At 61.7% G+C, this 24,393-nt stretch carries 25 protein-coding genes; 16 read left to right on the top strand and 9 right to left on the bottom strand.

What is annotated here, in order from left to right:
- Positions 1-48 precede the first annotated feature (48 nt).
- Complete coding sequence (locus tag ABM428_RS09540; RefSeq protein ID WP_132996595.1) at positions 49-465, top strand: DUF4112 domain-containing protein; 417 nt, start codon at positions 49-51, stop codon at positions 463-465.
- 91 nt (positions 466-556) lie between these two features.
- On the opposite strand, the gene ndk is transcribed toward ABM428_RS09540, so the two are convergent.
- Positions 557-979 carry a nucleoside-diphosphate kinase gene (ndk, locus tag ABM428_RS09535; RefSeq protein WP_005853549.1) on the bottom strand — a complete coding sequence of 141 codons (423 nt, stop codon included), beginning with the start codon at positions 977-979 and terminating at the stop codon, positions 557-559.
- Between the two features lie 104 nt (positions 980-1,083).
- On the opposite strand from ndk, the gene ABM428_RS09530 reads away from it, so the two are divergent.
- Genes ABM428_RS09530 through ABM428_RS09520 form a run of 3 tightly spaced genes read left to right on the top strand, consistent with a single transcriptional unit; the run spans position 1,084 to position 4,271 of the window.
- A complete protein-coding gene (locus ABM428_RS09530) occupies positions 1,084-2,946 on the top strand; it encodes an ABC-F family ATP-binding cassette domain-containing protein (RefSeq protein ID WP_037945024.1) in 1,863 nt (620 codons plus the stop codon).
- Positions 2,947-2,999: 53 nt separating this feature from the next.
- A complete protein-coding gene (locus ABM428_RS09525; protein ID WP_009824621.1) occupies positions 3,000-3,635 on the top strand; it encodes a MarC family protein in 636 nt (211 codons plus the stop codon).
- A 51-nt stretch (positions 3,636-3,686) separates the two neighbouring features.
- Positions 3,687-4,271: a TIGR02281 family clan AA aspartic protease gene (locus ABM428_RS09520; RefSeq protein WP_132996596.1), complete on the top strand. Its 585-nt coding sequence runs from the start codon at positions 3,687-3,689 to the stop codon at positions 4,269-4,271.
- 17 nt (positions 4,272-4,288) lie between these two features.
- Here ABM428_RS09520 and ABM428_RS09515 read toward each other — a convergent pair whose 3' ends face one another.
- Positions 4,289-4,747: a DNA polymerase III subunit chi gene (locus tag ABM428_RS09515; protein ID WP_009824619.1), complete on the bottom strand. Its 459-nt coding sequence runs from the start codon at positions 4,745-4,747 to the stop codon at positions 4,289-4,291.
- A 5-nt stretch (positions 4,748-4,752) separates the two neighbouring features.
- Positions 4,753-6,225: a leucyl aminopeptidase gene (locus tag ABM428_RS09510; RefSeq protein WP_132996597.1), complete on the bottom strand. Its 1,473-nt coding sequence runs from the start codon at positions 6,223-6,225 to the stop codon at positions 4,753-4,755.
- 139 nt (positions 6,226-6,364) lie between these two features.
- On the opposite strand from ABM428_RS09510, the gene lptF reads away from it, so the two are divergent.
- Genes lptF through rsmA form a run of 6 tightly spaced genes read left to right on the top strand, consistent with a single transcriptional unit; the run spans position 6,365 to position 13,794 of the window.
- Entirely contained in the window at positions 6,365-7,495 is a 1,131-nt protein-coding gene (gene lptF / locus ABM428_RS09505) for an LPS export ABC transporter permease LptF (RefSeq protein WP_132996598.1), read from the top strand.
- Positions 7,492-8,589: an LPS export ABC transporter permease LptG gene (gene lptG / locus ABM428_RS09500; RefSeq protein WP_037944279.1), complete on the top strand. Its 1,098-nt coding sequence runs from the start codon at positions 7,492-7,494 to the stop codon at positions 8,587-8,589. The genes lptF and lptG overlap by 4 nt, the downstream gene beginning before the upstream one ends.
- A 1-nt stretch (position 8,590) precedes the next feature.
- Entirely contained in the window at positions 8,591-10,705 is a 2,115-nt protein-coding gene (locus ABM428_RS09495) for an LPS assembly protein LptD (protein ID WP_353627882.1), read from the top strand.
- Between the two features lie 5 nt (positions 10,706-10,710).
- Complete coding sequence (locus ABM428_RS09490) at positions 10,711-11,928, top strand: peptidylprolyl isomerase (protein ID WP_353627881.1); 1,218 nt, start codon at positions 10,711-10,713, stop codon at positions 11,926-11,928.
- Positions 11,925-12,911, top strand: coding sequence for a 4-hydroxythreonine-4-phosphate dehydrogenase PdxA (gene pdxA, locus ABM428_RS09485; RefSeq protein ID WP_353627880.1), 987 nt, complete (start codon positions 11,925-11,927; stop codon positions 12,909-12,911). Before ABM428_RS09490 ends, pdxA begins: the two co-directional genes overlap by 4 nt.
- 40 nt (positions 12,912-12,951) lie before the next feature.
- Positions 12,952-13,794: a 16S rRNA (adenine(1518)-N(6)/adenine(1519)-N(6))-dimethyltransferase RsmA gene (rsmA, locus tag ABM428_RS09480; RefSeq protein WP_009824612.1), complete on the top strand. Its 843-nt coding sequence runs from the start codon at positions 12,952-12,954 to the stop codon at positions 13,792-13,794.
- Between the two features lie 77 nt (positions 13,795-13,871).
- Here the strand turns inward: rsmA and ABM428_RS09475 are convergent, their stop codons facing one another.
- The 3 genes from ABM428_RS09475 to prfA all read right to left on the bottom strand — a co-directional run bounded on the left by ABM428_RS09475 (position 13,872) and on the right by prfA (position 16,666).
- The gene (locus ABM428_RS09475) at positions 13,872-14,555 is read right to left on the bottom strand and encodes a DUF4167 domain-containing protein (protein ID WP_289081105.1); all 684 of its coding nucleotides are present in this window, start codon (positions 14,553-14,555) and stop codon (positions 13,872-13,874) included.
- 216 nt (positions 14,556-14,771) lie between these two features.
- The gene (gene prmC, locus ABM428_RS09470; protein WP_353627879.1) at positions 14,772-15,614 is read right to left on the bottom strand and encodes a peptide chain release factor N(5)-glutamine methyltransferase; all 843 of its coding nucleotides are present in this window, start codon (positions 15,612-15,614) and stop codon (positions 14,772-14,774) included.
- Entirely contained in the window at positions 15,611-16,666 is a 1,056-nt protein-coding gene (prfA, locus tag ABM428_RS09465) for a peptide chain release factor 1 (protein ID WP_132997179.1), read from the bottom strand. The genes prmC and prfA overlap by 4 nt, the downstream gene beginning before the upstream one ends.
- A gap of 62 nt (positions 16,667-16,728) precedes the next feature.
- On the opposite strand from prfA, the gene ABM428_RS09460 reads away from it, so the two are divergent.
- Complete coding sequence (locus ABM428_RS09460; protein WP_180827699.1) at positions 16,729-17,034, top strand: hypothetical protein; 306 nt, start codon at positions 16,729-16,731, stop codon at positions 17,032-17,034.
- On the opposite strand, the gene ABM428_RS09455 is transcribed toward ABM428_RS09460, so the two are convergent.
- From ABM428_RS09455 to ABM428_RS09445, 3 genes are all read right to left on the bottom strand, one after another.
- Positions 16,975-17,406 (bottom strand): DUF1499 domain-containing protein, encoded by a 432-nt coding sequence (locus ABM428_RS09455; RefSeq protein ID WP_132996603.1) that lies wholly within the window; start codon positions 17,404-17,406, stop codon positions 16,975-16,977. The two genes, ABM428_RS09460 and ABM428_RS09455, sit on opposite strands and share 60 nt — an antisense overlap.
- Before the next feature lie 72 nt (positions 17,407-17,478).
- Positions 17,479-18,456, bottom strand: a complete 978-nt coding sequence (gene speB / locus ABM428_RS09450) for an agmatinase (protein WP_132996604.1) — start codon at positions 18,454-18,456, stop codon at positions 17,479-17,481.
- Between the two features lies 1 nt (position 18,457).
- Positions 18,458-19,627 (bottom strand): M20 aminoacylase family protein, encoded by a 1,170-nt coding sequence (locus tag ABM428_RS09445; RefSeq protein ID WP_132996605.1) that lies wholly within the window; start codon positions 19,625-19,627, stop codon positions 18,458-18,460.
- Positions 19,628-19,689: 62 nt separating this feature from the next.
- On the opposite strand from ABM428_RS09445, the gene mazG reads away from it, so the two are divergent.
- The 5 genes from mazG to ABM428_RS09420 all read left to right on the top strand — a co-directional run bounded on the left by mazG (position 19,690) and on the right by ABM428_RS09420 (position 24,392).
- A complete protein-coding gene (gene mazG, locus ABM428_RS09440; protein WP_132996606.1) occupies positions 19,690-20,514 on the top strand; it encodes a nucleoside triphosphate pyrophosphohydrolase in 825 nt (274 codons plus the stop codon).
- Positions 20,515-20,586: 72 nt separating this feature from the next.
- Positions 20,587-21,528, top strand: coding sequence for a nucleoside hydrolase (locus ABM428_RS09435; protein WP_132996607.1), 942 nt, complete (start codon positions 20,587-20,589; stop codon positions 21,526-21,528).
- Positions 21,525-21,974 carry an N-acetyltransferase gene (locus ABM428_RS09430; protein WP_005853523.1) on the top strand — a complete coding sequence of 150 codons (450 nt, stop codon included), beginning with the start codon at positions 21,525-21,527 and terminating at the stop codon, positions 21,972-21,974. Before ABM428_RS09435 ends, ABM428_RS09430 begins: the two co-directional genes overlap by 4 nt.
- Before the next feature lie 42 nt (positions 21,975-22,016).
- Positions 22,017-23,429, top strand: a complete 1,413-nt coding sequence (locus tag ABM428_RS09425) for a YdiU family protein (protein WP_132996608.1) — start codon at positions 22,017-22,019, stop codon at positions 23,427-23,429.
- 141 nt (positions 23,430-23,570) lie between these two features.
- Positions 23,571-24,392 (top strand): DUF533 domain-containing protein, encoded by an 822-nt coding sequence (locus tag ABM428_RS09420; RefSeq protein WP_132996609.1) that lies wholly within the window; start codon positions 23,571-23,573, stop codon positions 24,390-24,392.
- The last annotated feature ends 1 nt before the right edge of the window (position 24,393 follow it).

Raw genomic sequence — 24,393 nt, 5'->3', positions numbered from 1 at the left:
CCATAGGCGTTGGGTCGCTAACGTAGCCCCAACAGGACACCCTGCCCCATGCCACATACCCCCGATGTTCAACACGACCTTGACCGGCTGCGTGGCCTTGCCCGTACGATGGATAGCGCCCTACGGGTGCCTGTTTTGGGCGTTCGGCTGGGCTGGGACAGCATCCTTGGCCTGATACCCGGTGTTGGCGACGTTCTGGCTTTGGCACCGGCGGGCTATATCTTGAAGGAAGCGCATCGCATGGGCGCAAGCCGGTCGGTTCTGGCGCGTATGGGGGCGAATGTAGGCATCGACCTTGCGATCGGTGCGATCCCCCTGATCGGTGACATCTTTGACGTGGGCTGGAAGGCAAACATCCGCAACGTCGATCTGTTGCACCGTCATCTTGAACAAACGGCACCGATGAAAACCGTGAGCCCTGTGGACGGTGAACTGTCGTCACACCATCCGACCCTTAAAGGTTGAACAGGTCGGTCGCCGCTATGTGATCCCCGTTGCATGAAAAAAGGGCCGCAGTTGCCTGCGACCCTTTTCCTCTGTCCAAACCTGTGAAGGCTTAGCCAACCAGTTCCAGACCGGAGAAGAAATACGCGATTTCGACTGCGGCTGTTTCAGGCGCGTCGGACCCGTGAACGGAGTTTTCGCCAACGGATTCGGCGAATTCTGCGCGGATCGTGCCTTCGGCTGCGTCTGCCGGGTTGGTTGCGCCCATCACTTCGCGGTTTTTCGCGATGGCACCTTCGCCTTCGAGAACCTGAACAACAACAGGCTCGGACGCCATGAATTCGCACAGTTCGTCATAGAAAGGACGCTCGGCGTGCACGGCATAGAAAACGCCGGCTTGTGCCTTTGTCATGTGAATACGCTTTTGTGCGACGATGCGCAGGCCGGCTTCTTCGAATTTGGCGTTGATTTTGCCGGTCAGGTTGCGGCGTGTTGCGTCTGGTTTGATGATCGAGAATGTGCGCTCAAGGGCCATGATAGCTCTCCTAGGTGGGGTTGATTTGGCCGCTCCCTAGCATGGGTCATGCCCCGTGAAAAGCCGCGATTGACGCTGGGCCAGACATGGTTCACACCGCGTCCATGTTAAGCATTTCAGAAATCAACTATTCCGTCGAAGGCCGTCCCTTGTTCGAGGAAGCCAGCGCGGTCATCCCCGAAGGCCACAAAGTGGGTCTGGTCGGGCAAAACGGTGCGGGTAAAACCACGCTGTTCAAAATCATTCGCGGAGAGCTGTCGCTGGACGCGGGCGACATCAGCCTGCCCTCGCGCGCCAAGATCGGGGGCATCGCCCAAGAGGTCCCGTCCTCTGACGTGTCGCTGATCGATACGGTGCTGGCCGCCGATGTCGAACGCGCCGCCTTGATGCACGAGGCAGAGACAACGGATGATCCCGCGCGCATCGCCGAGGTGCAGACCCGCCTTGCCGATATCGACGCCTGGTCCGCCGAAGGCCGTGCCGCCGCGATTCTCAAGGGGCTCGGCTTTGACGACCATGATCAGCAGCAGCCCTGTTCGGCCTACTCGGGCGGGTGGCGGATGCGCGTGGCGCTGGCGGGCGTTCTGTTCGCACAGCCGGATTTGCTGCTGTTGGACGAACCGACCAACTACCTCGACCTTGAAGGCGCGTTGTGGCTGGAAAACTACCTGTCGAAATACCCGCATACGGTGATCATCATCAGCCACGACCGTGGTCTGTTGAACCGTGCCGTCGGTGGTATCCTGCACCTCGAAGACCGTAAGCTCACGTATTATCAGGGTAATTACGACCAATTCGCGAAAATGCGGGCCGAAAAGCGTGCGCAGCTGACGGCGCAGGCGAAAAAGCAGCAAGCGCATAAGGCGCATATGCAGGCCTTTGTGGACCGCTTCAAGGCCAAGGCGTCCAAGGCGAAACAGGCGCAATCGCGGATGAAGGCCATCGAGAAGATGGTGACAATCACGCCGCCGGAGGAAGCCGCGCGCAAGGTCTTTACCTTCCCGCAGCCCGATGAGCTTTCGCCACCCATCATCAGTATCGAAGGCGGATCGACCGGTTATACCGAGGGCCAGCCCGTCCTGTCGCGCCTGAACCTGCGGATCGACCAAGACGACCGCATCGCGCTGTTGGGCAAAAACGGTCAGGGTAAATCTACGCTGTCAAAGCTGCTCTCCAACCGTTTGGTGTTGTTCGAGGGCAAGGCGATCAACTCCAGCAAACTGCGCATCGGGTTCTTTGCACAGCATCAGGTGGACGAATTGATCGTCCATGAAACGCCGCTGCAGCATATGATCAGCGCGCGCCCCGGTGTGATGCAATCCAAGCTGCGCGCACAGCTGGCGGGGTTCGGTCTGGGGCCGGATCAGGCCGATACCGAAGTGGGGCGTTTGTCGGGGGGGCAAAAGGCGCGTCTGTCACTGCTGCTCGCCACATTGGACGCACCGCATCTGCTGATCCTCGATGAGCCGACCAACCACCTTGATATCGAATCGCGCGAAGCGCTGGTCGAGGCGCTGACGCGCTATTCCGGTGCTGTGATCCTTGTCAGCCACGATATGCACCTTTTGTCGATGGTCGCGGATCGTCTGTGGCTGGTGTCGAACGGCACGGTCAAGCCCTATGAGGATGACCTCGAAGCCTATCGCAAGATGCTGTTGACCGTGGAAAAGCCCGTCAGCAAGAACCCCAAACCGGTCAAGGAAGCGCCAAAACCCAAACGCGCCAACCGCGAAGACATCCTTGCCCTGCGCGCCGAAGTGCGCACGGCCGAGGCGCGGGTGACCAAGATCAACGACATGCGCGACAAGCTTGCGAAAAAGCTCGCGGACCCTGCCCTTTACGAGAAGGACAAAGTCGGCGAACTTGAGGTCTGGAACAAGAAATACGCCGAAGTCATGGCCGCGCTTGAACGGGCGGAAGCGATCTGGATGGGCGCGTTGGAAAAACTGGAAACCGCGTCGGCGTAATGCCAGCGCGGCGCAAGGGATAAGGACGGGGCTGGCCCCGGTGACGTTTTATGATGGCACTTGATCTGGCATTCATGATCACCGCGTTCGCGACGATGATCGTGATCATTGACCCCTTTGCGATTGGCCCGATGTTTCTGGCCCTGACCCCCGGTATGACCCCGCGCCAGCGCCGGTTGATTGCGTGGCGGTCGGTGGTCATCGCGGGGCTGCTGCTGCTGGTCTTTGCCGCCTTTGGCGAGGCTGTGCTTGGCTTTATCGGCATCTCGATGCCCGCCTTCCGTGTCGCGGGGGGCGTGCTGCTGTTTCTGACCGCGCTTGATATGTTGTTCGACCGCCGCACAAAACGCCGCGAAGGCCATGCCGAGGCGGATGACGATCACGACGACCCATCGGTATTTCCGCTGGCCATCCCATTGATTGCGGGCCCCGGCTCTATCGCGTCGGTGATCCTGCTGACGGGCGAGAAACCGGGCCTTGAAGGGCTGGTGACCGTCGTCGCGATCACTTTTGCCGTCCTGATCATCATGGGCATCACGATGCAGGCCAGCGGTTACCTTGAAAACGCTTTGGGCAAGGTCGGGATCAACGTGATCACGCGGCTTTTGGGTATGCTGCTTGCCGCGCTGTCGGTGCAATTCGTCCTCGACGGGCTCAGCGCCTTTGGTTTCGGGCCGGGTCCGGGCTGACTTTTTCGCACCCTGCCCCCATATCTTTGGAAGATTGCCAAAGGATATACGATGCCGGACATTGAAACAGGACGTTTGATCTATCTGATCGTGCTCATGGCGATGGTCGCGGGCTGGTTCTTTATGCAAAGCCGTCAGGGCTGGAACAAGACGCTGCAACAGGTCGCGGTCTGGGCCATGATCTTTACCGGTGTCGCTGCGGGCTACGGCCTGTGGGAGGATATCAACCGGCAGGGCGACATCCCGCGCCAAGCCTATGAGGCCAGCACCGGCAGCGTCACCCTGCCGCGCGCCCGCGACGGGCATTATTATCTGACGGCGACGATCAACGGCACGCCGCTCCGCTTTGTGGTGGACACCGGCGCGACGGATATGGTGCTGACCCGCGCCGATGCCGAAGCCGCAGGGCTCTCGCCAGACAACCTGAACTATCTGGGCCGTGCCAGCACTGCCAACGGCGAAGTGCGCACTGCCTATGTGCGGCTGGACGAGGTTGAACTGGGCGGGGTGCGCGATACCGATGTGCCCGCGGTCGTGAACGAAGGCGAGATGCGGCAATCCTTGCTGGGGATGGGCTATCTGCAACGCTGGGGCCGGATCGAGATCACCAACGGAGAGTTGATCCTCACCCGTTAATGGGCGGCGTAACGCCCTCAGGTCTCTGCCTTTTTCTCCCACCGACCCGATTCCTCGGACCAGTATTGCGCAGAGGCTCCTGCGGCTTTCAGCGATTTCCACTGGTCCCGCGCGACATTCAAGGCGTGGTCGTCCAGCCCGTCGAACAGGATACACACCCGATCCAGCGCCGCGACTTCCTGTGCCGACACAGCCGCGCCATGGATCGAGAACACGCAGCTTGCGTTATTCGGCGCGTGGGTGTCCGTGGTCAGCAAAACCGGCTGTTCGGCATCATGGGGCCCACCGGCCAGTCCATGGGGCAGAAAGCCATCCTCGGGCCCGCGCCACAGGGCAACGTCAAGCTGTTCCAGCAAGGATTGATCGGTGCCGCGTACCGCCACACGCCAGCCCGCGCCTTGGGCCTTGCCCAAAAGCATCGTCAGCGTTTCGACCAGCGGTCGCTGGGTCAGATGGTAGAAATACGCGGCACCCATCAGGTTTACTCTGTCTCGTAGAGGTTTGAAATCAATCGGTTCAATGCGGCAACGCCCCAGCCCGTGGCCCCGACGGGTGCCAGCGCCGTCTCGGATTTGACGGAGGCCACACCGGCGATATCAAGGTGAATCCAAGGCGTGCCGTCCTTGATGAACCGTTGCAGGAATTGCGCCGCCGTGATCGACCCGGCAGGCCGCCCGCCGATGTTTTTCATGTCGGCGATGCGGCTTTTCAGCAGCTTGTCATACCCCGCGCCCAGGGGCATCCGCCACGCGCCTTCGCCCTCGGTCTGCGCGGCCTTGAGGAAGGCGTTGCACAGCGTATCGTCGTTCGAGAAAACCCCCGCATTGTCATGACCCAGGCCGATGATAATCGCGCCGGTCAGCGTCGCCAAATCGATCACGCCCGCGGGGTTGAACCGTTCTTGCGCGTACCAAAGCACATCACAAAGCACCAAACGGCCTTCGGCGTCGGTATTGATCACCTCGACCGTGTCGCCCTTCATCGTCTTGATCACGTCACCGGGGCGGGTTGCCGTGCTGGATGGCATGTTCTCTACGATGCCGACCAGCCCGACGACATTGGCCTTGGCCTTACGCAGGGCAAGACTGCGCATCACGCCCGAGACAACGCCCGCGCCGCCCATGTCCATTGTCATGTCTTCCATGCCCGCGCCCGGTTTCAGGCTGATGCCGCCGGTGTCGAACACCACGCCCTTGCCGACCAACGCCAGCGGGGCCGCATCTTTCTCGCCGCCGTTCCATTTCATCACCACGACGTAGGACGGGCTGGCCGACCCCTGCCCGACGCTAAGCAAGGTACGCATCCCCAGTTCTTCCAGCTTGGCTTCGTCCAGCACTTCGACCTCAAGGCCGATTGACTCCATCTCGGCCAGACGGTCGGCGAATTCGGTGGTGGTCAGGATATTCGCAGGCTCGTTCGTCAGGTCGCGGGTCATAAAGGCGCCGTCGGCGATGGCCAGCAGGGGCGCCGCAGCGGCTTCGACCTCTTCGGGTTTGGAATTCATGATCACGACCTGCCCCTTGCGTGGCTTGCCGTTGCTTTTGCGATCCTCGAACGTGTAGTCGCGCATGGCCAGTCCAAAGCAAAGCTCGGCCGCTTTGCGCAAACCGCCCGTCAACACCAGCAGATCCGCATCGCCGCGCCGTTTCGCAAGCGCCCCACCGGCTGCGCGCAGGGCTTCCTGATCGGCGTTATTCGCCAATTGCACCACATCCACGGCCTCGGCCGCCATGCCGGTGGGAAACCCGAGGCTGACCGCATCGCCCGCTGACAATTTCGTGAAGCTGTCGCTGGCCACCAGACGTTCCAGCGCGCCTTTGGTCAGCTTGTTGATGCGCCGCGCGGAGGGGTTGAGCTTGCCATCCGCGCCCACAGTCACAGCCACACGGCCCGTGTGACCCGCGATCTGGTCAATATCGGTTTCGGTAAATGTCATTGGCGTCAATGCGGTCATCAGGTGAACCCCTTTTGTCTGAATTTCGCTTAGACGTATCCTGCGTGCGCCGTTAAGGCCAGATAGCAGTTTTCGTGGGCGGAAATTTACTTTATCGTCGGGCGAAAGTTCACCCGTGTTGATACCCAAGGGATGCAGATTGGCCAAGTTCGACCGCTATATGTTGTCCCAGTTCCTGATTTTGTTCAGTTTCTTTGCGTTGATCCTGGTGGCGATTTTCTGGATCAACCGCGCCGTGGTGCTGTTTGACCGGCTGATCGGCGACGGCCAGACGGCACTGGTGTTTCTTGAATTTACCGTGCTGGGGCTGCCCAAGCTGATCACCACCGTCCTGCCGATCGCGACCTTTGCGGGGTCGGTCTATGTGATCAACCGGATGACCAGCGAATCCGAGCTGACTGTGTTGCAGGCAACGGGCACCAGCCCTTGGCGTCTGGCGCGGCCCGTGTTCGTCTATGGCCTATGCGTCGCGATCATGATGTCGGTGCTGACCCATCTGCTGTTGCCCCTGTCCAACGGACAGCTGTCTGAACGCGAGGCCGAGATTTCGCAGAATGTCACCGCGCGACTGCTAACCGAAGGCACATTCCTGCATCCGACCTCTAAGGTCACGTTCTATACCCGCGTGATCGACGCCGACGGGGTGTTGCGCGATGTGTTTCTCTCGGACCGGCGCAACCCCGACGAGGGCGTGATCTATACCGCGTCCGAAGCCTATCTGATCCGCAATGGCGATGGTACGACGCTGATCATGGTCGATGGCATGGCGCAACGACTTGAGATGGCCGGCAAACGCCTGTCGACAGCCAAGTTCCGCGATTTCTCGTTCGATATCTCGTCCTTGGTCAGCAGCGACAAACCCCGCACCCAATCCATCGACGCCATGACCACGGCAGAGATGTTTGCCCAGTGGGATCAGCTTGAGACGATCACCAAATCCAGCGCGGGCGAGATCGCAGAAGAGCTGACGGCGCGCTTTGCCTCGGCGGCGTTTTGTATGATCGCCGCGATGATCGGCTATGCGACACTGGTGCTCGGAGGGTTTTCACGCTTCGGGGTCTGGCGCGAGATCGTGATCGCCTTTGGTCTGCTCATCGCGATTGACGGGTTGCGCGGCACTTTGGTCGAAACGGTGCGCGACGATGCCAGCCGCTGGCCGCTGCTGTTCCTGCCCAGCCTGATTGGCGCTGTGATTGTGATCGGGATGATCTGGCAAACGGCCCATCCGGGCTGGACCAAACGGATGGGCAAGCAAAGGGGCGTCGCATGATCCTGCATCTCTATTTCGCGCGCCGCTTTATTATGGGGTTTATCCTCATTTCCGCTGTGCTGTTCTCTCTGCTCGTGTTGGTGGATATGGTCGATCAGGCGCGCCGGTTCAGCAGCTACGATATCGGCTGGCTGCGGCTCTTCGGGATGACGTTGTTAAACACGCCTGAAACCATGAACCTGATCCTGCCGCTGATCATGATCCTTGCGACCGTGGTGTTGTTTTTGTCGCTGGCACGCTCGTCAGAACTGGTGGTGACCCGTGCCGCCGGCCGCTCAGCGCTCAGCGCGTTGCAGGCCCCGATCTGGGTGGCGTTCATCATTGGCGTGATGGCTGTGGGCATGTTGAACCCCATCGTTGCGGCGACCGCGAAACGATACATTCAACTCAGCGACAGCATTCGCGCGGGCGGGACCTCTGTCCTGTCGGTCAGTGACGAAGGGCTGTGGCTGCGCCAAGGCAGTGACGAGGGGCAGACCGTGATCCGCGCATGGCGGTCAAACAAGGACGCCTCGGTGCTTTATGATGTCACATTCCTCAGCTACGCGCCCGAGGGCGGTCCCGCACGGCGGATCGAAGCGGACAGCGCCGCGCTGGAAGATGGTATCTGGACGCTAACCGATGCGAAGTCATGGCCGCTTGAAGTGGGGGTGAACGCCGAAGGCGCGGCCGAGACATTTGACACGCTCACCCTGCCCTCGACCCTGACGCTCGACCGTATCCGCGACAGCATCACCGACCCCGGTGCCGTCTCGATCTATGATCTGCCTGATTACATCAAGCAGCTTGAACTGGCAGGCTTCAGCCCGCGCCGCCACAAGGTCTGGCTGCAGACCGAACTGGCGCGCCCGTTCTTTCTGGTTGCGATGGTTCTGGTTGCGAGCGCGTTTACCATGCGCCATACGAGGTTCGGAGGCACGGGCGTCGCGGTGCTGGCCTCTGTTCTGATGGGGTTCGGCTTGTATTTTATTCGCAGTTTTGCGCAAATTCTGGGGGAGAACGGGCAGATTCCGGTTCTTCTTGCGGCTTGGGCACCGCCTGTCGCGTCCATTCTTCTGGCGCTTGGTCTTCTACTTCATTCAGAGGATGGCTGACATGCGCCGTTTGCTCCTGACCCTTCTTGTCGCCCTTGGTCTGCCCGCTGCCGCTCAAGACAGTGATCGCCCTGCCGTTCTGGTGGCCGATGACCTGTTCATCACCCGTGACCGGGAACTGGTCGCCCAAGGTAACGTAGAGGCGTTTCAAGGCACGACCCGCATCCGTGCCTCTGCGATCCGCTATAATGACGAAACCGGTGCCTTGGTGATCGAAGGCCCGATTGTGCTGAACGACGGTGATGGCACCGTCATTCTCGCGGATGCGGCAGAGCTGGATCAGGGGTTGCAGAACGGTCTGCTGCGCGGCGCACGTATGGTGCTGAACCAGCAGGTGCAGATGGCCGCCGTCCAGATCGACCGTGTCGAGGGGCGCTATAGCCAGCTGTACAAGACCGCCGTGACCTCATGCAAAACCTGCAATGACGGCGAGCTGCCCCTATGGCAGATCCGCGCGCGCCGCGTGGTGCATGATACCGAGGCGCAGCAACTGTATTTCGATGATGCGACTTTTCACATCCGGTCGGTGCCGGTGTTCTACCTGCCCCGTTTGCGGCTGCCCGACCCGACGCTGGACCGCGCAGACGGGTTTTTGGCCCCATCTATTCGCACCACGTCGTTGTTGGGCACGGGGCTGAAGCTGCCCTATTTCATCACCTTGGGCGAAAGCCGCGACCTGACCCTGACGCCCTATCTGTCGTCCTCGACCCGCACGCTTGAATTCCGCTATCGACAGGCGTTCACCAACGGTGATATCGAGTTTGACGGGGCCTATACCCGCGATGACCAGCTGCCAGATGAGACCCGCGGCTATCTGTTCGGTGAAGGCAGCTTTGAGCTTGAGCGCGGCTACAAGCTGAGCTTCACGATCGAGGCCGTCAGCGACAGCTCTTACTTTACCGAATACGGCTATTCGGACGAGGACCGTTTGCGCAGTGATCTCACACTGTCACGCGCGCGGCGTGACAGCTTTGTGCGTACCAGCCTTTACAACTTTGAAACCCTGCGTCCCGGAGAGTTGAACAGCACCCTGCCCACAGTCGTGATCGACGGCGAATTCGAACGGCGCTTTTTCCCCAAGGCATGGGGGGGCGAACTGCGGTTCGGGCTGGAGGCGCATAGCCATTGGCGATCTTCTGATGTGGATGTGATTGGACGCGATGTATCGCGGATCAACGGGTCGCTGAAATATCTGCGTCGCTTCACCCATCGCTCCGGCTTGGTCACCGATGCGCAGGTCGGCGCGACGTTCAATTTCTTCGACATCACCCAAGACGATACCTTTGCGCAGAACCACAGCGACATCGCGCCCTTCGCAGCGGTTGGTCTAAGCTACCCGATGGCACGCCGCGAGGCTGGTGGTGCGTCGCAGGTGCTGACGCCTGTGGTGCAACTGGGGTGGACCGATGGCAGCCGGCTCGACATTCCGAACGAGGAAAGCACCCGCGTGGAATTCGACCAGGGCAACATCCTGTCGCTCTCGCGCTTTCCGCGCCCCGACCGGCGCGAACGCGGCACAACCGCGGCGGTGGCGGTGAACTGGTCGCGCTTTGACCCCAATGGCTGGGACACCTATGTCGCGGTCGGTCAGGTGTTCCGCAGCATCAGCGACCCTGCCTTTACCGATACGTCCGGCCTGTCGGGCGTGCGCTCTGACGTGCTGCTGGCGGGGCAGATCAAGAATAACGCCGGTCTTTCGCTGACGGCGCGGACCTTGGTCGACTCCGATTTTGACATCTCCAAGGCGGAACTGCGCGGCGGGTGGAGCTTTGGTAAAACCACCGTCGAAGGCACCTATGTCTGGCTCGAGGCGGATACTGCCGAAGATCGAACCGAAGCGATTTCCGAGGTGTCGCTTGACGGCAGCTACGACATCAACAAGCAATGGTCCGCCAGCGCCGACGTGCGCTATGACGTCCAAAACAGCACAGCGGCGACGGCGGGGCTTGGCCTGACCTACAATAATGAATGTGTGAGCGTCGACCTTTCGGTGCGCCGCCGCTATACCTCCTCAACAAGTGTTGAGCCCTCTACCGATATCGGGTTTAACATCGGCCTGCGGGGCTTCTCGGCCTCCAACGGAACAGAAAGATATGAGCGATCATGTGGGAAATAAGTAAGATGAACCTGAACCGTCTGACACGAAGCATCGCCGTCCTTGGGCTTGGTCTGATGACCGCCGCCCCCGTTTCGGCGCAGAACCTCTTTGCGCCCGTCGCCAAGGTGAATGAATCCGTTGTAACCGAATTCGAAGTCCAGCAGCGCCAGCGCTTTCTCGAGGTGTTGAACGCACCGGGGGCGACCCGCGAAGGGGCGCTGACCTCGCTGATCGACGAACGCCTGCGTAACGAGGCCGTGGCCGAAGCGGGCATCGAACTGACGCCGCAGGGCATCGACGACAGCCTTGCCGAATTCGCCTCGCGCGCGGATCTGAGCACCGAAGAATTCACCCAGGCGCTTGGTCAATCCGGCGTCTCGCGCGAAACGTTTCGCGATTTTGTCGTAAACTCGGTCGGGTGGCGTGAACTGGTGCGTGCCCGCTATGCCAGCCGCGTGCAGATCACCGACGCTGAAATCAACCGCGCTTTGGGCGAAACACAAGGTAGCGGTGTGCGCGTTCTCGTGTCCGAGATCATCATTCCTGCCCCGCCCCAGCAAGCCGCACGCGTGAACGCGCTGGCTGAACAAATCTCGCAATCCAAATCAACGGCAGAGTTTTCAAACTACGCCAGCCGCTATTCCGCGACCGCCTCGCGCGGGCGTGGCGGTCGGCTGCCGTGGCAGAACCTGACCGATCTGCCGCCAAGCCTGCAGCCGCTGATCCTGAACCTCGCCCCGGGCGAGGTTACCGACCCGTTGCCGATCCCCAACGCCGTGGCGCTGTTCCAGCTGCGCGACATCGAGGAAACCAGCGTCGCCGCGCCGACCTATTCCGAGATTGAATACGCAGCCTATTACATACCCGGTGGCCGCACAGAACCCGCGCTGGCACAGGCGGCGCAGATTCGTGGTCGCATCGATACCTGCGATGACCTTTACGGTATCGCCAAAGGCCAGCCCGCCGAAGTGTTGGAGCGTGTGAAAAAGGCCCCCTCGGACATCCCGCAGGACGTGGCGATTGAACTGTCCAAGCTCGACACGGGCGAGGTTTCGACCACGCTGACCCGTGCCAATGGTCAGACGCTGATGCTGCTGATGATGTGTGGGCGTACCGCCGCCGCCAATGCCTCCGCCTCGCGCGAGGATGTGACCAACGCGCTGCGCCAGGAACGGCTGACCGGCTATGCCGAACAGCTGCTGGAGCAATTGCGGGCCGACGCGCGCATCGTTCGCAAATGACCCAAGCCAAGACGGGCTTGGCCGACAAGCCGGTTGTGATCTCTTGCGGCGAACCCTCTGGCATCGGGCCAGAGGTCGCCGCACGGGCCTGGGCGATGCTGGCGGGCGAAGTGCCGCTCGCCTGGATCGGTGATCCGCGCCACCTGCCCCAAGACATTCCCCATTGCATTATCGACAGCCCGTCGGACGCGCTTGCCGCGGGCAGCGACGCTTTGCCCGTGCTGCGCCACGATTTTGCCGCCGGTGCCGTCGCGGGCAAGCCGGACCCCGCCAATGCGCAGGGGGTAATCGACGTGATCGCGCGCGGTGTTGACCTGGTGCGCAGCGGGGCCGCATCTGCGCTGACCACCGCGCCCATTCACAAAAAGGCGCTGAAAGACGGGGCCGGTTTTGCCTATCCGGGCCACACCGAATACCTTGCCGCGCTGGCGGGCGGAAGCGATGTGGTGATGATGCTTGCCTCTGACCAACTGCGGGTGGTCCCGGCCACGATCCATATCGCGCTGGATCAGGTCCCCATTGTGCTGACCCCCGCCCATCTGCGCCGCGTGATAGAGATTACGGCGGCGGGGCTTCGCTCTCAATTCGGGATCAAGGCCCCCAGGATTGCCATCGCAGGTCTGAACCCCCATGCGGGCGAAGGCGGTACGATGGGCCGTCAGGAAGCAGATTGGATGACGGCGCTGGTCACCCGGATGCAGGACGAAGGCTATGACCTGAGCGGCCCGCACCCTGCTGATACGATGTTCCACGCCGCCGCACGTGCGCGCTATGACGCGGCGATTGCCATGTATCACGATCAGGCGCTGATCCCGATCAAGACGCTGGATTTCGACCGCGGCGTCAATGTGACGCTCGGTCTGCCGTTCATCCGCACCTCTCCCGATCACGGCACCGCCTTTGACATCGCGGGTCAGGGCATCGCAAACCCCACCAGCATGGTCGAGGCCCTGCGCATGGCCTATTGCATGGCGCAATCATGATCCCGCGCCCCCAGAACCCTTCTGTTTCACAGGTCCAAGAATGAGCACAATCGACAACCTGCCGCCCCTGCGCGAGGTGATCAACACCCATGACCTGAAGGCGCGCAAATCGCTGGGCCAGAACTTTCTGCTCGACCTGAACCTCACTGCCAAGATCGCGCGACAAGCGGGTGATATGACCGAATGTGATGTGCTTGAAATCGGGCCGGGCCCCGGGGGGTTGACGCGCGGGTTGCTGTCCGAAGGCGCGCGCCGCGTGCTGGCGATCGAGAAAGACAAACGCTGCCTGCCCGCTTTGGCCGAGATCGCCGAGGCCTATCCCGACCGTCTGACGGTGATCGAAGGCGACGCCCTTGAAATCGACCCGCTGGCCCATCTGACCCCACCGATCCGTATCGCGGCGAACCTGCCCTATAACGTGGGGACAGAGCTGCTGGTGCGTTGGCTGACCCCGCAGGAATGGCCGCCGTTCTGGCAAAGCCTGACGTTGATGTTCCAGCGCGAGGTGGCAGAGCGGATCGTGGCCAAGCCCGGCTCAAAGGCCTATGGCCGTCTGGCGCTGCTTGCACAGTGGCGGGCCGATGCGCGTATCGTGCTGAACCTGCCACCAGAGGCGTTTACCCCGCCGCCCAAAGTCTCCTCCGCTGTGGTGCATCTGACGGCCCTGCCCGAACCCCGCTTTCCTGCGGACCCTGATGTGTTGAACCGCGTTGTGGCGGCCGCCTTTAATCAGCGGCGCAAAATGCTACGCTCTGCCCTCAAAGGAACCGCACCGGATATAGAGGATCGTTTGCGTGCGGCCGGATTGAAACCGACGGAGCGCGCCGAACAGGTGCCGCTGGAAGGCTTCTGCGCGCTGGCCCGCGAAATCGCCAAGGGCTAAGGCCACCACAACACGCTTACCGTCCGAAACGCAAAAGGCCCCGCAATCGCGGGGCCTTTGTTACGATGTCAAAGCGTTTATTCGGCCGCTTCGGGCTGATCGCCACTGTTGTCCTTGGCCGGTTCGCTCGTCTCTGCTTTGGGGGCAGGTTTGCGGCGCGGCGCGCGTCGGGGCTTGGGCTTGTTCTCGGGCGTGTCGACCAGATTGTCCTCTGCCGCATTGCCATCTTGCGCGTCATCGCCATCCGACTTGGGTGCGCTGTCCGACTTGGGGGCGTTGTCATTCTGGTTGTTGCTGCGGCTGCGGCGGCGCTTGGGGGCATCGCCCTTGGCGTTGTCCTGCTGGGGTGCGTCGGGTTTGTCGCCCGTATCTGCTTCCGTGGCTGGTTGATCCGCAGTGTTCTGACCGGCTTGAGCGGCTTCGCGCTCCTGACGCTCTACCCGCTCGCGGTCCCGCTCTGCCTGACGTTCGCGGTTCTCGCGTTCTTGCTGATCGCGACGCTGGTCAATCTCGCGTTGTGCTTCGGACAGCATCCGCAGGTAATGTTCGGCGTGCTGCTGGAAGTTCTCTGCCGCCACGCGGTCGTTGCTCAGCTGGGCATCACGCGCCAACTGGTTGTATTTCTCGATAATCTGCTGCGGCGTGCCGCGGACCTTGCCTTCGGGGCCAGAACTGTCGAAAACGCGGTTAACGACGTTGCCACCTTGCGGCTGACGGTTGCGATTATTCTTGGACCGGGACCGTGATCTGGAAGATTTCATGTAATCAGTTCAGCCTTGTTATGCTGGGCTTCGGAATAAGCTGCCGGACGCAGTCGCGTCCCTGAAAAGCTAGCTTTACGCTCTGTTGGGCTTAACGCCGCGCGGGACCGCCCAAAAGGCATCCACCGCTGCAACATCCTTGAATAAGCACGGCAAATGATTTGGAGCAAGTGGAAATTGGCGAAAAACACCGCGAAATGACAAGTTTTGGCGTGTTTATGCTGGCGTATCGGCCCAAAGGACACGGTCGCGCCCGCCCAGATCGGGCAAGATGCGCACCCGGCCCCAACCGGCTGCCTCAAAGATCGCTTTCACATCGGCACCCTGTTGCCAGCCGATCTCTGCCAGAACGCGGCCTGTGGGCGTCAGATATCCCTGTGCCTGCGCCGCGATGATACGGTACACACTCAACCCGTCCTGCCCGTCGGTCAATGCCATCTCGGGTTCATGCAAGCGCAGTTCGGGCGACACATCCGCCATCTCGCTTTGGGCCAGATATGGCGGGTTGGAGACGATCAGATCGAACCGCCCCTCGGCCGCGCTGAACCAATCCGATTGCTTGACCTCCGCGCGTGCCTGCACCCCGTGCAACACTGCGTTGGCGCTGGCCTGCAGACAGGCAGCTTCGGACAGATCAAGGCCCAGGCCGCGAGCGACTTGCTGTTCGGCCAGAAGCGTCACCAGAATACAGCCCGATCCGGTGCCCAGATCAAGCACCCGTTCAAAGGGCTCGGACAGCGCCAGTTCAATAAGGGATTCGGTCTCGGGCCGCGGGTCGAGCACATCGCGGCTGACCTTGAAGTCGCGCCCGTAAAACGCCCGCTGCCCTACCAGATGCGAGACCGGCACGCGCACCGCCCGCAAGGCGATCAGCTTTTCATAGCGTTCGGCAATATCCGGCGCGATTTCCTCGGGCGCGATCAACGTCACCCGCGCCGCATCGACTGACGCCGCATGCGCCAGCAAGATCCGCGCATCCCGTGCAGGGTCAGGCACGCCCGCTGCGCGCAATCGCGCTGTGGCGGCGACCATGGCTTGCGCGGCGGTTGGCGCGCTCACTGCCCCATCTCGGCCAGCAGCTGCGCCTGCGCATCCGCGGTCAGTGCATCGACAATCTCGTCCAGATCGCCCTGCATCACGGCTTCAAGCCGGTAGAGGGTGAGGTTGATCCGGTGGTCGGTCAGGCGCCCTTGCGGGAAGTTATAGGTCCGGATCCGTTCAGACCGGTCCCCCGACCCCACCTGCGCCGCACGGCTGGCCGACCGTTCACTGTCCACCCGCTGACGCTCCATATCATAAAGCCGCGCTTTCAGCACCTGCATCGCGATCTCGCGGTTGCGGTGCTGCGATTTCTCGGAAGACGTCACCACCAGCCCCGTCGGCAGGTGGGTGATGCGCACGGCAGAATCGGTGGTGTTGACGTGTTGCCCGCCCGCCCCTGAACTGCGCATCGTATCGATCCGCAGATCATTGGCGTCGATGTGAATATCCACATCCTCTGCCTCTGGCAGAACGGCGACAGTCGCGGCAGAGGTATGGATACGCCCGCCGCTTTCGGTAGAGGGCACACGCTGCACGCGGTGCACACCGGATTCGTATTTCAAACGGGCAAAGACATTCTCGCCCTTGATATGGGCCACGACCTCTTTGACGCCGCCAAGCTCGGTGAACTGTTGTTCGATCAGCTCGACCTTCCAGCCCCGCGCCTCGGCATAGCGTTGATACATGCGCAGCAGATCAGCGGCGAAAAGTGCTGCCTCATCCCCGCCGGTGCCGGGGCGGATCTCCAGCATTGCAGGATTCTTATCGGCCTCGTCCCGTGGCAGCAGCGCGAGCTGCAAATCAGCCTCCGCTTGTGGCAAGGCGGCCTTCAGGCGCGGCAGCTCTTCCTCCGCCAGCTCCGCCATCTCGGGGTCTTTCAGCATGGCGCGGGCGTCGTCCATGTCTTGCAGCAACTGGCGATAGGCGTCGATCTGTTCGACCACAGGGCGCAGATCGGCGTATTCCTTGGCCAGCTTGGCAAAATCCGCCCCGTCAGAGCCAGCAGACATCGACGCCTCCAGAAACTGGAAACGTTGGGTGATTTGGGCAAGGCGGTCCATGGGGATCATACCGCTGGATGTCGCTGATGAAGCGGCTATGGTCAAGACCCAGCCTGTGCTATGATGCCCCTATGAAACGCATTTCGCTGGTTTTCAGTCTGATCTGCCTTGCCCCGTCGCTTGCGGCGGACCCTGCGCCCTCGGGGCGCAAAACGGTGGAGTGCTATTGCACCGACCGCAACGGCCAGCGGGTCGAGCTGGGGCAAACGATCTGCCTCGACGTCAACGGTCGCCGCTTTGCTGCGCAATGCCAGATGTCGCTGAATGTGCCCATGTGGCGCGATATCGGCGAGGCCTGTCCCGGCCTCGCACAGCGCCTAGACCCCGGCTTGCGCCAGAACCCGCTTCAAACGCTTGGCGTTCACACCCATATCTGACCGGCCAAAACGCAGCCGCCCATAGACCACCGCGCGGCTCTGGTCCGCCCCGTCAACGGGGGTGACCGCGACGCTGGTGTAGTCGGGAAAGCCCCAGAAGCCCGAGCGTGTGACATAAAGAGCCTGACCTGCGTTGCTTTCGATCCGCTGGGTTCGGGGCAACGACAACATCGCGTCCTCAAACCGGTTCAAGAACGCCGTACCGTCGCCTTCAACCTCGCGCACGGCCATAAGGCCCCCCTCCGACGGGTAATCACCGGGGGCCTTGTCTACCGCGCCCAATTCCCAGCGGGCCGCGGGGGCGGGTGCAAGGCGGATGTACGCCTGCAAAGCGACGAAAATCGCCAGTGCGATCCAGAAAAATGCCATCATTGTCTTTACCTTCATTTTGCCAAATAAACTCCCCGCGGAGCGTCCTGCCGTCGCAAACTGCGCCGCCGGTGGTTATGCGCGGGCTTTGGTCTGCCGCATGTTCCACCCCAGCAAACACAGGATCTCGGTCGCCACATGGGCACCGGCGATCGCTGTCGCACCGGTCGTGTCAAAAGGCGGAGAGACTTCAACGATGTCGCCGCCCACGATGTTGATCCCCGCCAGATCCCGCATCATGATCGCCGCCTGCGCTGACGTGAGCCCGCCCCATACAGGCGTGCCTGTGCCCGGCGCAAAGGCCGGATCAAGCGCATCGATATCGAATGTAAGATAGCAAGGACGGTCGCCAAGTACCTGTTTTATTTTGGCAACGGCTGCCTGTGGCCCTTTCTCGTGGACCTCGCGCGCGTCGATGGTTGTCACGCCAAGCGTATCGGGGTTGGTCGTGCGGATGCCCACCTGAACCGAGGTTTTCGGATCAACGATGCCTGATTTCACCGCCTTGTAGAACATGGTGCCGTGGTCGATCCGGTCCATATCATCGTCGGGCCATGTATCCGAATGCGCATCGAACTGTAACAGACTGATAGGACCGTATTTTTCGGCATAGGCCTTGAGGATCGGGAAACTGATGTAGTGGTCTCCGCCCAGGGTCACACTTGCTGCACCTGCGTCCAGTATCCCTTTGATATGGCTAGTTAACGCGGCGGGAAACTGGCTTGTGTGACCATAGTCGAACGCCAGATCGCCATAGTCGGCGATGGCAAACTCGCTGAGCACGTCGAAATCCCAGCCATAGGGCGGGTCGTAGGGCTGCAAGGAAGACGCTTCGCGGATCGCGCGCGGGCCCAGACGGGTGCCGGTACGGTTGGTCACGGCCTGATCAAAGGGCACGCCGGTCACGGCGATGTCCACGCCGTGCAGGTCTTTGGTATAGCGCCGCCGCAGAAAGGACGTGGCCCCGCCAAAGGCGTTCTCGAAGCTCGGCCCTTTTAGATCATCGCGGGTAAAGGCTTGATCAACCTGATTTTTCGCGTCTTCCAAACCCATGTTACTTGGCTCCTAATGGTTGGGCCCGCTCGACGATGCGGGCAAAAAAGGATGCACCCACGGGCGCGATCTCATCGTCGAAGTTGTAGGCGGCGTGGTGCAGCCCTGCGGTATCACCCTGCCCGATGAACAAATAGGCACCGGGGCGTTTTTCCAGCATATAACTGAAATCCTCGGCCCCCATCTCGCGGCCGTTATCGGCAATCACGCGGTCCGCGCCCGCAATCTCGGTAGCAACGGCGGCGGCAAATCCGGCCTCTTTTGGGGTGTTCACCGTGGCGGGATAGCCCTTTTCATATTCCAGTGTCGCGCTGACATCATAGCTGGCGGCCTGCCCGGCGACGATCTGCTCCATCCGGCGGATCACCATGGCCTGCACCTCTTTGTCAAAGCTGCGTACCGTGCCGTTGATATAGGCCGTTTCGGGGATCACGTTGTCGGTCGTGCCCGTGTGGATCTGCGTGACCGAAACGACAAGATCATCCTGCGCATAGTGGTTGCGGCTGACGATGGTTTGCAATGCTGTCGCAATGCCACAGGCGGCAACGACCGGATCGCGGGTCAGATGCGGTGTGGCGCCATGGCCGCCCAAGCCCTTGATGTGGATGTGAAACTCATCGACCGCCGCCATCATCGCGCCGGGGGATGTGTAAAAGCCCCCTTTCTCGAAGCCGGGCGCATTGTGCAGCGCATAGACCTGGCCGATGTCGAAGCGATCAAGGATCCCTTCCTCGACCATCACCTCGGCCCCGCCGCCGGTTTCTTCAGCAGGTTGGAAGATCAGCGCCACGCGGCCCGCGAAATTGCGCGTCTCCGCCAGATATTTCGCCGCCCCCAGCAGCATCGTTGTATGCCCGTCGTGCCCGCAGGCGTGCATCTTGCCTGCGTGGGTGCTGGCATAGTCCAGCCCGGTTTCCTCGGGGATCGGCAGCGCATCCATATCGGCGCGCAGCCCGATGGTCGGCCCTTCGGCCTGACCGTTGATAATGGCGACGATGCCCGTGGTGGCAAAGCCTTCGTGCAGCTCATCCACGCCGAAGTCCCGCAGGCGTTCCGCCACGAAAGCCGCGGTCTTGAAGCAGTCGTTCCCCAGTTCCGGGATCGTGTGCAGATATCTGCGCCATTCGGTCATCTGGGGGGCATAATCCGCGATACGGTTCACGACGGGCATTACTGGACTCCTGTGGGGATGTTGGTCAGGTTGCATCTGACATCAGACACATGGGGGCTGCAATGGCCGAGACAAGAAATGATGCGTTGATCCACGATCGCGACGCCGGGATCGAACGCTTGCTGGAAATCATGCGCCGCCTGCGTGACCCGAAAACCGGGTGCCCTTGGGATATCGAACAGGATTTCGACAGCATTGCCCCCTATACCATTGAAGAAGCGTATGAAGTCGCCGATGCGATCGAGCGTCGCGACTGGCCCGAGCTCGAGGGAGAGTTGGGCGATCTGCTGCTCCAGACCGTGTATCACACGGCCATGGGCGAAGAGGACGGGCGGTTCAGCTTTCAGACGGTGGTGCGCAATATCTCGGACAAGATGGTCGCGCGGCACCCGCATGTTTTCGGCGATGAAAGCCGCGATAAATCAGCCGAACAGCAGACCGCGGATTGGGAAAAGATCAAGGCGGCAGAACGCGCGGGTAAGGCCCAGGGGGGAACGCTTGACGGTGTGGCCGTTGGCCTGCCCGCGCTGCTGCGCGCCTACAAGCTGCAAAAACGCGCGGCCCGTGTCGGGTTTGACTGGCCGCAGGTAGATGATGTGATCGCCAAGATCACCGAGGAAGCGACCGAACTGGTCGAGGCGCGCGAGAGCCTGTCCCAGGCCGAGGTAACCGAGGAATACGGTGATCTGATGTTCGTTATGGCCAATCTGGGACGGCATCTTGGGGTCGAACCCGAAGCCGCCCTGCGCGCCGCCAACGCCAAATTCATGCGCCGCTTCAACGGCGTAGAGGCACGGTTGGCCGCACGAGGTAAATCCCCCTCGGACAGTGATCTGGCCGAGATGGATGCCCTGTGGGAGGATGTAAAACGGGCGGAACGCAGCTAGGACCGCCTGTGCCTGCTGGACAAGTCGCGGCACTTGCGGCAAGGCTCTGGCACAGCCAAGACAGGAGAGCCCATGACACCGCGCAAGATCATTATCGACACGGACCCCGGTCAGGATGACGCCGTAGCGATCCTTGTCGCTTTGGCCAGCCCCGAAGAGCTTGATGTTCTCGGGATCACCTGCGTCGCGGGCAATGTGCCGCTGGACCTCACCTCGCGCAACGCGCGGATCGTGTGCGAATTGGCAGGCAAACGGGATGTCAAAGTCTTTGCCGGATGCGACCGCCCCTTGGGCCGGGCGCTGGTCACGGCAGAGCATGTGCACGGCAAGACCGGGCTGGACGGCCCCGATCTGCCCGAGCCTACCATGCCGATGGCCGAAGGCCATGCGGTGGATTTCATCATCGACACGCTGCGCGATAACGCTCCGGGCACCGTCACGCTATGCCCGCTGGGGCCGCTGACCAATATCGCCACCGCGTTGCAAAAAGCACCCGATATCGCCGATCGCATCGCCAAGATCGTGCTGATGGGCGGCGGCTATTTCGAAGGGGGTAACATCACCCCAACGGCGGAGTTCAACATCTACGTTGACCCGCAAGCGGCTGATATCGTGTTTAAATCCGGCGCGCCTATCGTTGTCATGCCGCTGGACGTTACCCATAAGGCGCTGGTGACCAAAGCGCGCAACGACGCTTTCCGCGCCCTTGGCACGCCCGTGGGCATCGCCGTGGCGGAAATGACCGATTTCTTCGAACGGTTCGACAAAGAGAAATACGGCTCTGACGGCGCGCCGCTGCATGACCCTTGCGTCACCGCCTATCTGATCAACCCCGATCTGTTCAAAGGCCGCCACATCAACGTCGAGATCGAGACAGAGTCAGAGCTGACCATGGGCATGACCGTCGCCGATTGGTGGGGCGTGACCGACCGCGCCCCCAATGCGACCTTTATGGGCGATCTGGAATCTGATGGCTTCTTTGCCCTGCTGACCGAACGGCTGGCCCGTCTATGAGCGCGGCCTTCACCCTTGCCAAGCCAGAGCATCTGGACCGTCTCGTTGCCCTCGTGGGCAGCTTTCACGCCGAGACGGGGATCGAGCAGACGGATGACGACCGCCGCAACGGGCTGGCACCTCTGCTTGAAGGCACGCCCTATGGGGTGGCCTATCTGATCGGCCCTGCCCGTGCGCCCATCGGCTATATCATCATCACCTTCGGCTGGTCGGTTGAATTCGGCGGTCTGGACGCGATCATCGATGAAATCTACGTGCGCCCCGGCGTGCGTGGCCGTGGCATCGCGACAGAGGCATTGCTGGCCGTCCCGAATGCGCTGGCGGGCGGCGGTCTGCGCGCGATCCATCTTGAGGTAGAGCGCAGCAACGAGATCGCGCAGAAGCTTTACCACCGTGCAGGCTTTCGCCCCCGCGAAAACTACATGTTCATGTCGCGCAAATTCTGACGCGGACTGGCAAGGTGGGGCCGCGGCCCCTATATCTGCCCTATGACAGTATCAGCCCCCTTCGATAACAGCTACGCGGCCTTGCCCGATGGCTTTTTCACCCGCACCACGCCGACGCCGGTGGCCGACCCCAAACTGCTGGCTTTCAACGCGCCGCTGGCAAAGACTCTGGGGATCACCCACGGATCGACCGAGGATCTGGCCTTTATCTTCAGCGGCAACGAACTGCCCGCCGGTGCCGACCCGCTGGCGCAGCTTTATGCGGGGCATCAGTTCGGCAATTACAACCCGCAGCTTGGCGATGGTCGCGCGATCCTCTTGGGCGAAGTGTTGGATGCAAAGGGCCAGCGCCGCGATATCCAGTTGAAAGGATCAGGGCGCACGCCCTATTCCCGTGGTGGCGACGGGCGCGCCTGGCTTGGGCCGGTCTTGCGCGAATATGTGGTGTCCGAGGCGATGCACGCCCTTGGCATCCCCACCACCCGCGCCCTGGCCGCTGTGCAAAGTGGCGAGGATGTCTTTCGCGAAACCGCCCTGCCCGGTGCCGTGCTGACCCGTGTCGCCGCGAGCCATCTGCGTGTGGGGACGTTTCAGGTCTTTGCCCATCGGGGCGAGGTCGAAAACCTGCGCCGCCTCACCGACTATGCGATCCAGCGGCACTACCCGCAGGCGGACGGGCCCTTGGGTCTGCTGCGCGCGGTCTGCGCAGCACAGGCGGATCTGGTCGCGGCGTGGATGTCTGTGGGCTTTATTCACGGGGTGATGAACACCGATAACTGCGCCATCTCGGGCGAGACGATTGATTACGGCCCCTGCGCCTTCATGGATGCGTTCCACCCCAACCGTGTGTTCAGTTCCATCGACCGGCAGGGGCGCTATGCCTATGCCAATCAGCCGCAGATCGTCGTGTGGAATATGGCGCAGCTTGCAACCTCGTTGTTGCAGCAGCTTGATGATCCCGAAAGCGGTGTGGCCGAGGCGACAGAGATCGTGCACGCCATGCCCGCGTTGATCGAGCAAGCCTGGCTAAGACGCTTTGCCGCCAAGATCGGGATCACGGCGCCCAAGGCTGAAGATACTGCGCTGATCGACGCGCTGTTGTCGCTGATGCAAACGGATGGCGCGGATTTTACCAATGCTTTCCGCGCGCTGTCAGGGGATGATGCCGCCGGCCAATTCACCGACCGCGCGGCCTTTGCCAACTGGCGCGACGCGTGGCAGCAGCGCATCGCGTTTGAGCCTGACCCTAAATCGGTCATGGATGCCGCCAACCCCGCCGTGATCCCGCGCAACCACCGGATAGAGGCGATGATCAACGCCGCCGTTGCCGGTGATATGGACCCGTTCCACCGGCTGATGACAGCGCTTGCCCACCCGTACCGCGAAACCGACGCCGATCTGCACCGCGCGCCGACGACGCAGGAAATCGTGCCGGCCACCTTCTGCGGCACCTGAGCGGCCAGCGGGTGGCAGGTGCCACCCGTTGTCCCACCGTTAAGCACGTCGACAAGCGGGAACCCCCGCGATCTTTTGGTTGTTTTGCACAGTAAACTGCAACAGACTTGCAGGCGATTTGACCCAAAAGGATTATCGATAATGAGCTTGATGAAAACATTGGCCAAAGTGGCGATCGGCGTGGCTGTGGCCAAAGGGGCCAGCGCCATGATGAACAAAAATAAATCCACGACCGGCAGCGCCAGCAGCGGCGGCGGTCTAGGCGGATTGCTGGGCGGTCTGACCGGCGGCAGCACGGGCGGCTCGGGCGGTAACCTGCAGGATATGCTGGGTGGTTTGATGGGCGGATCCTCCGGTGCCAGCAGCGGCGGCTTGGGCGGTTTGCTGAACCAGCTTGGCGGCGGCACAGGCACCAGCGCGTCTGGCAGCTCGGGTGGCCTTGGCGGGCTGCTGGGTGGGCTTGCAGGTGCCGCAGGTGCGGGCGGTTTGCTGTCCAGCCTGGGCGGTGCCAGCCAAAAAGCCCCCGAACGGCCAGAGGCAGACTTTGGCGCGGTGCTGAACTCGCAATTCGATAGCAACCCTGCCCCCGAAATCACCCCCTCGCGCGAGCAGGAGGCCACCGCCGCGCTGATGATCGCCGCAATGATCCAGGCCGCGAAATCCGACGGCACTTTTGATGAGAACGAGCGTGAAAAGCTGCTGAACCATCTGGGCGACGTGGACGCCGACGAGGCCGCATTCGTGCAAGGCCAGATGGAAGCCCCTGTGGATGTCGACGCGCTGGTCGCCCAGACCCCCGACGGCATGGGCCCGCAAATCTACGCAATGTCGCTGCTGGCGATCGATCTGGATACGCAGGAAGAGGCGCAATATCTGCACAAGCTGGCCAGCGCCTATGGGATGCAGCCCGACGCGGTGAACGAGATCCACGCGCAGATGGGGGTGCCGTCGCTTTACACCTAAA

The organism is Sulfitobacter sp. TCYB15 (assembly GCF_040435955.1).
Taxonomy (GTDB): domain Bacteria; phylum Pseudomonadota; class Alphaproteobacteria; order Rhodobacterales; family Rhodobacteraceae; genus Sulfitobacter; species Sulfitobacter pontiacus.
Note: the sequence above shows the minus strand (reverse complement) of the source record. Positions and strands in the feature narration are given on the sequence as shown.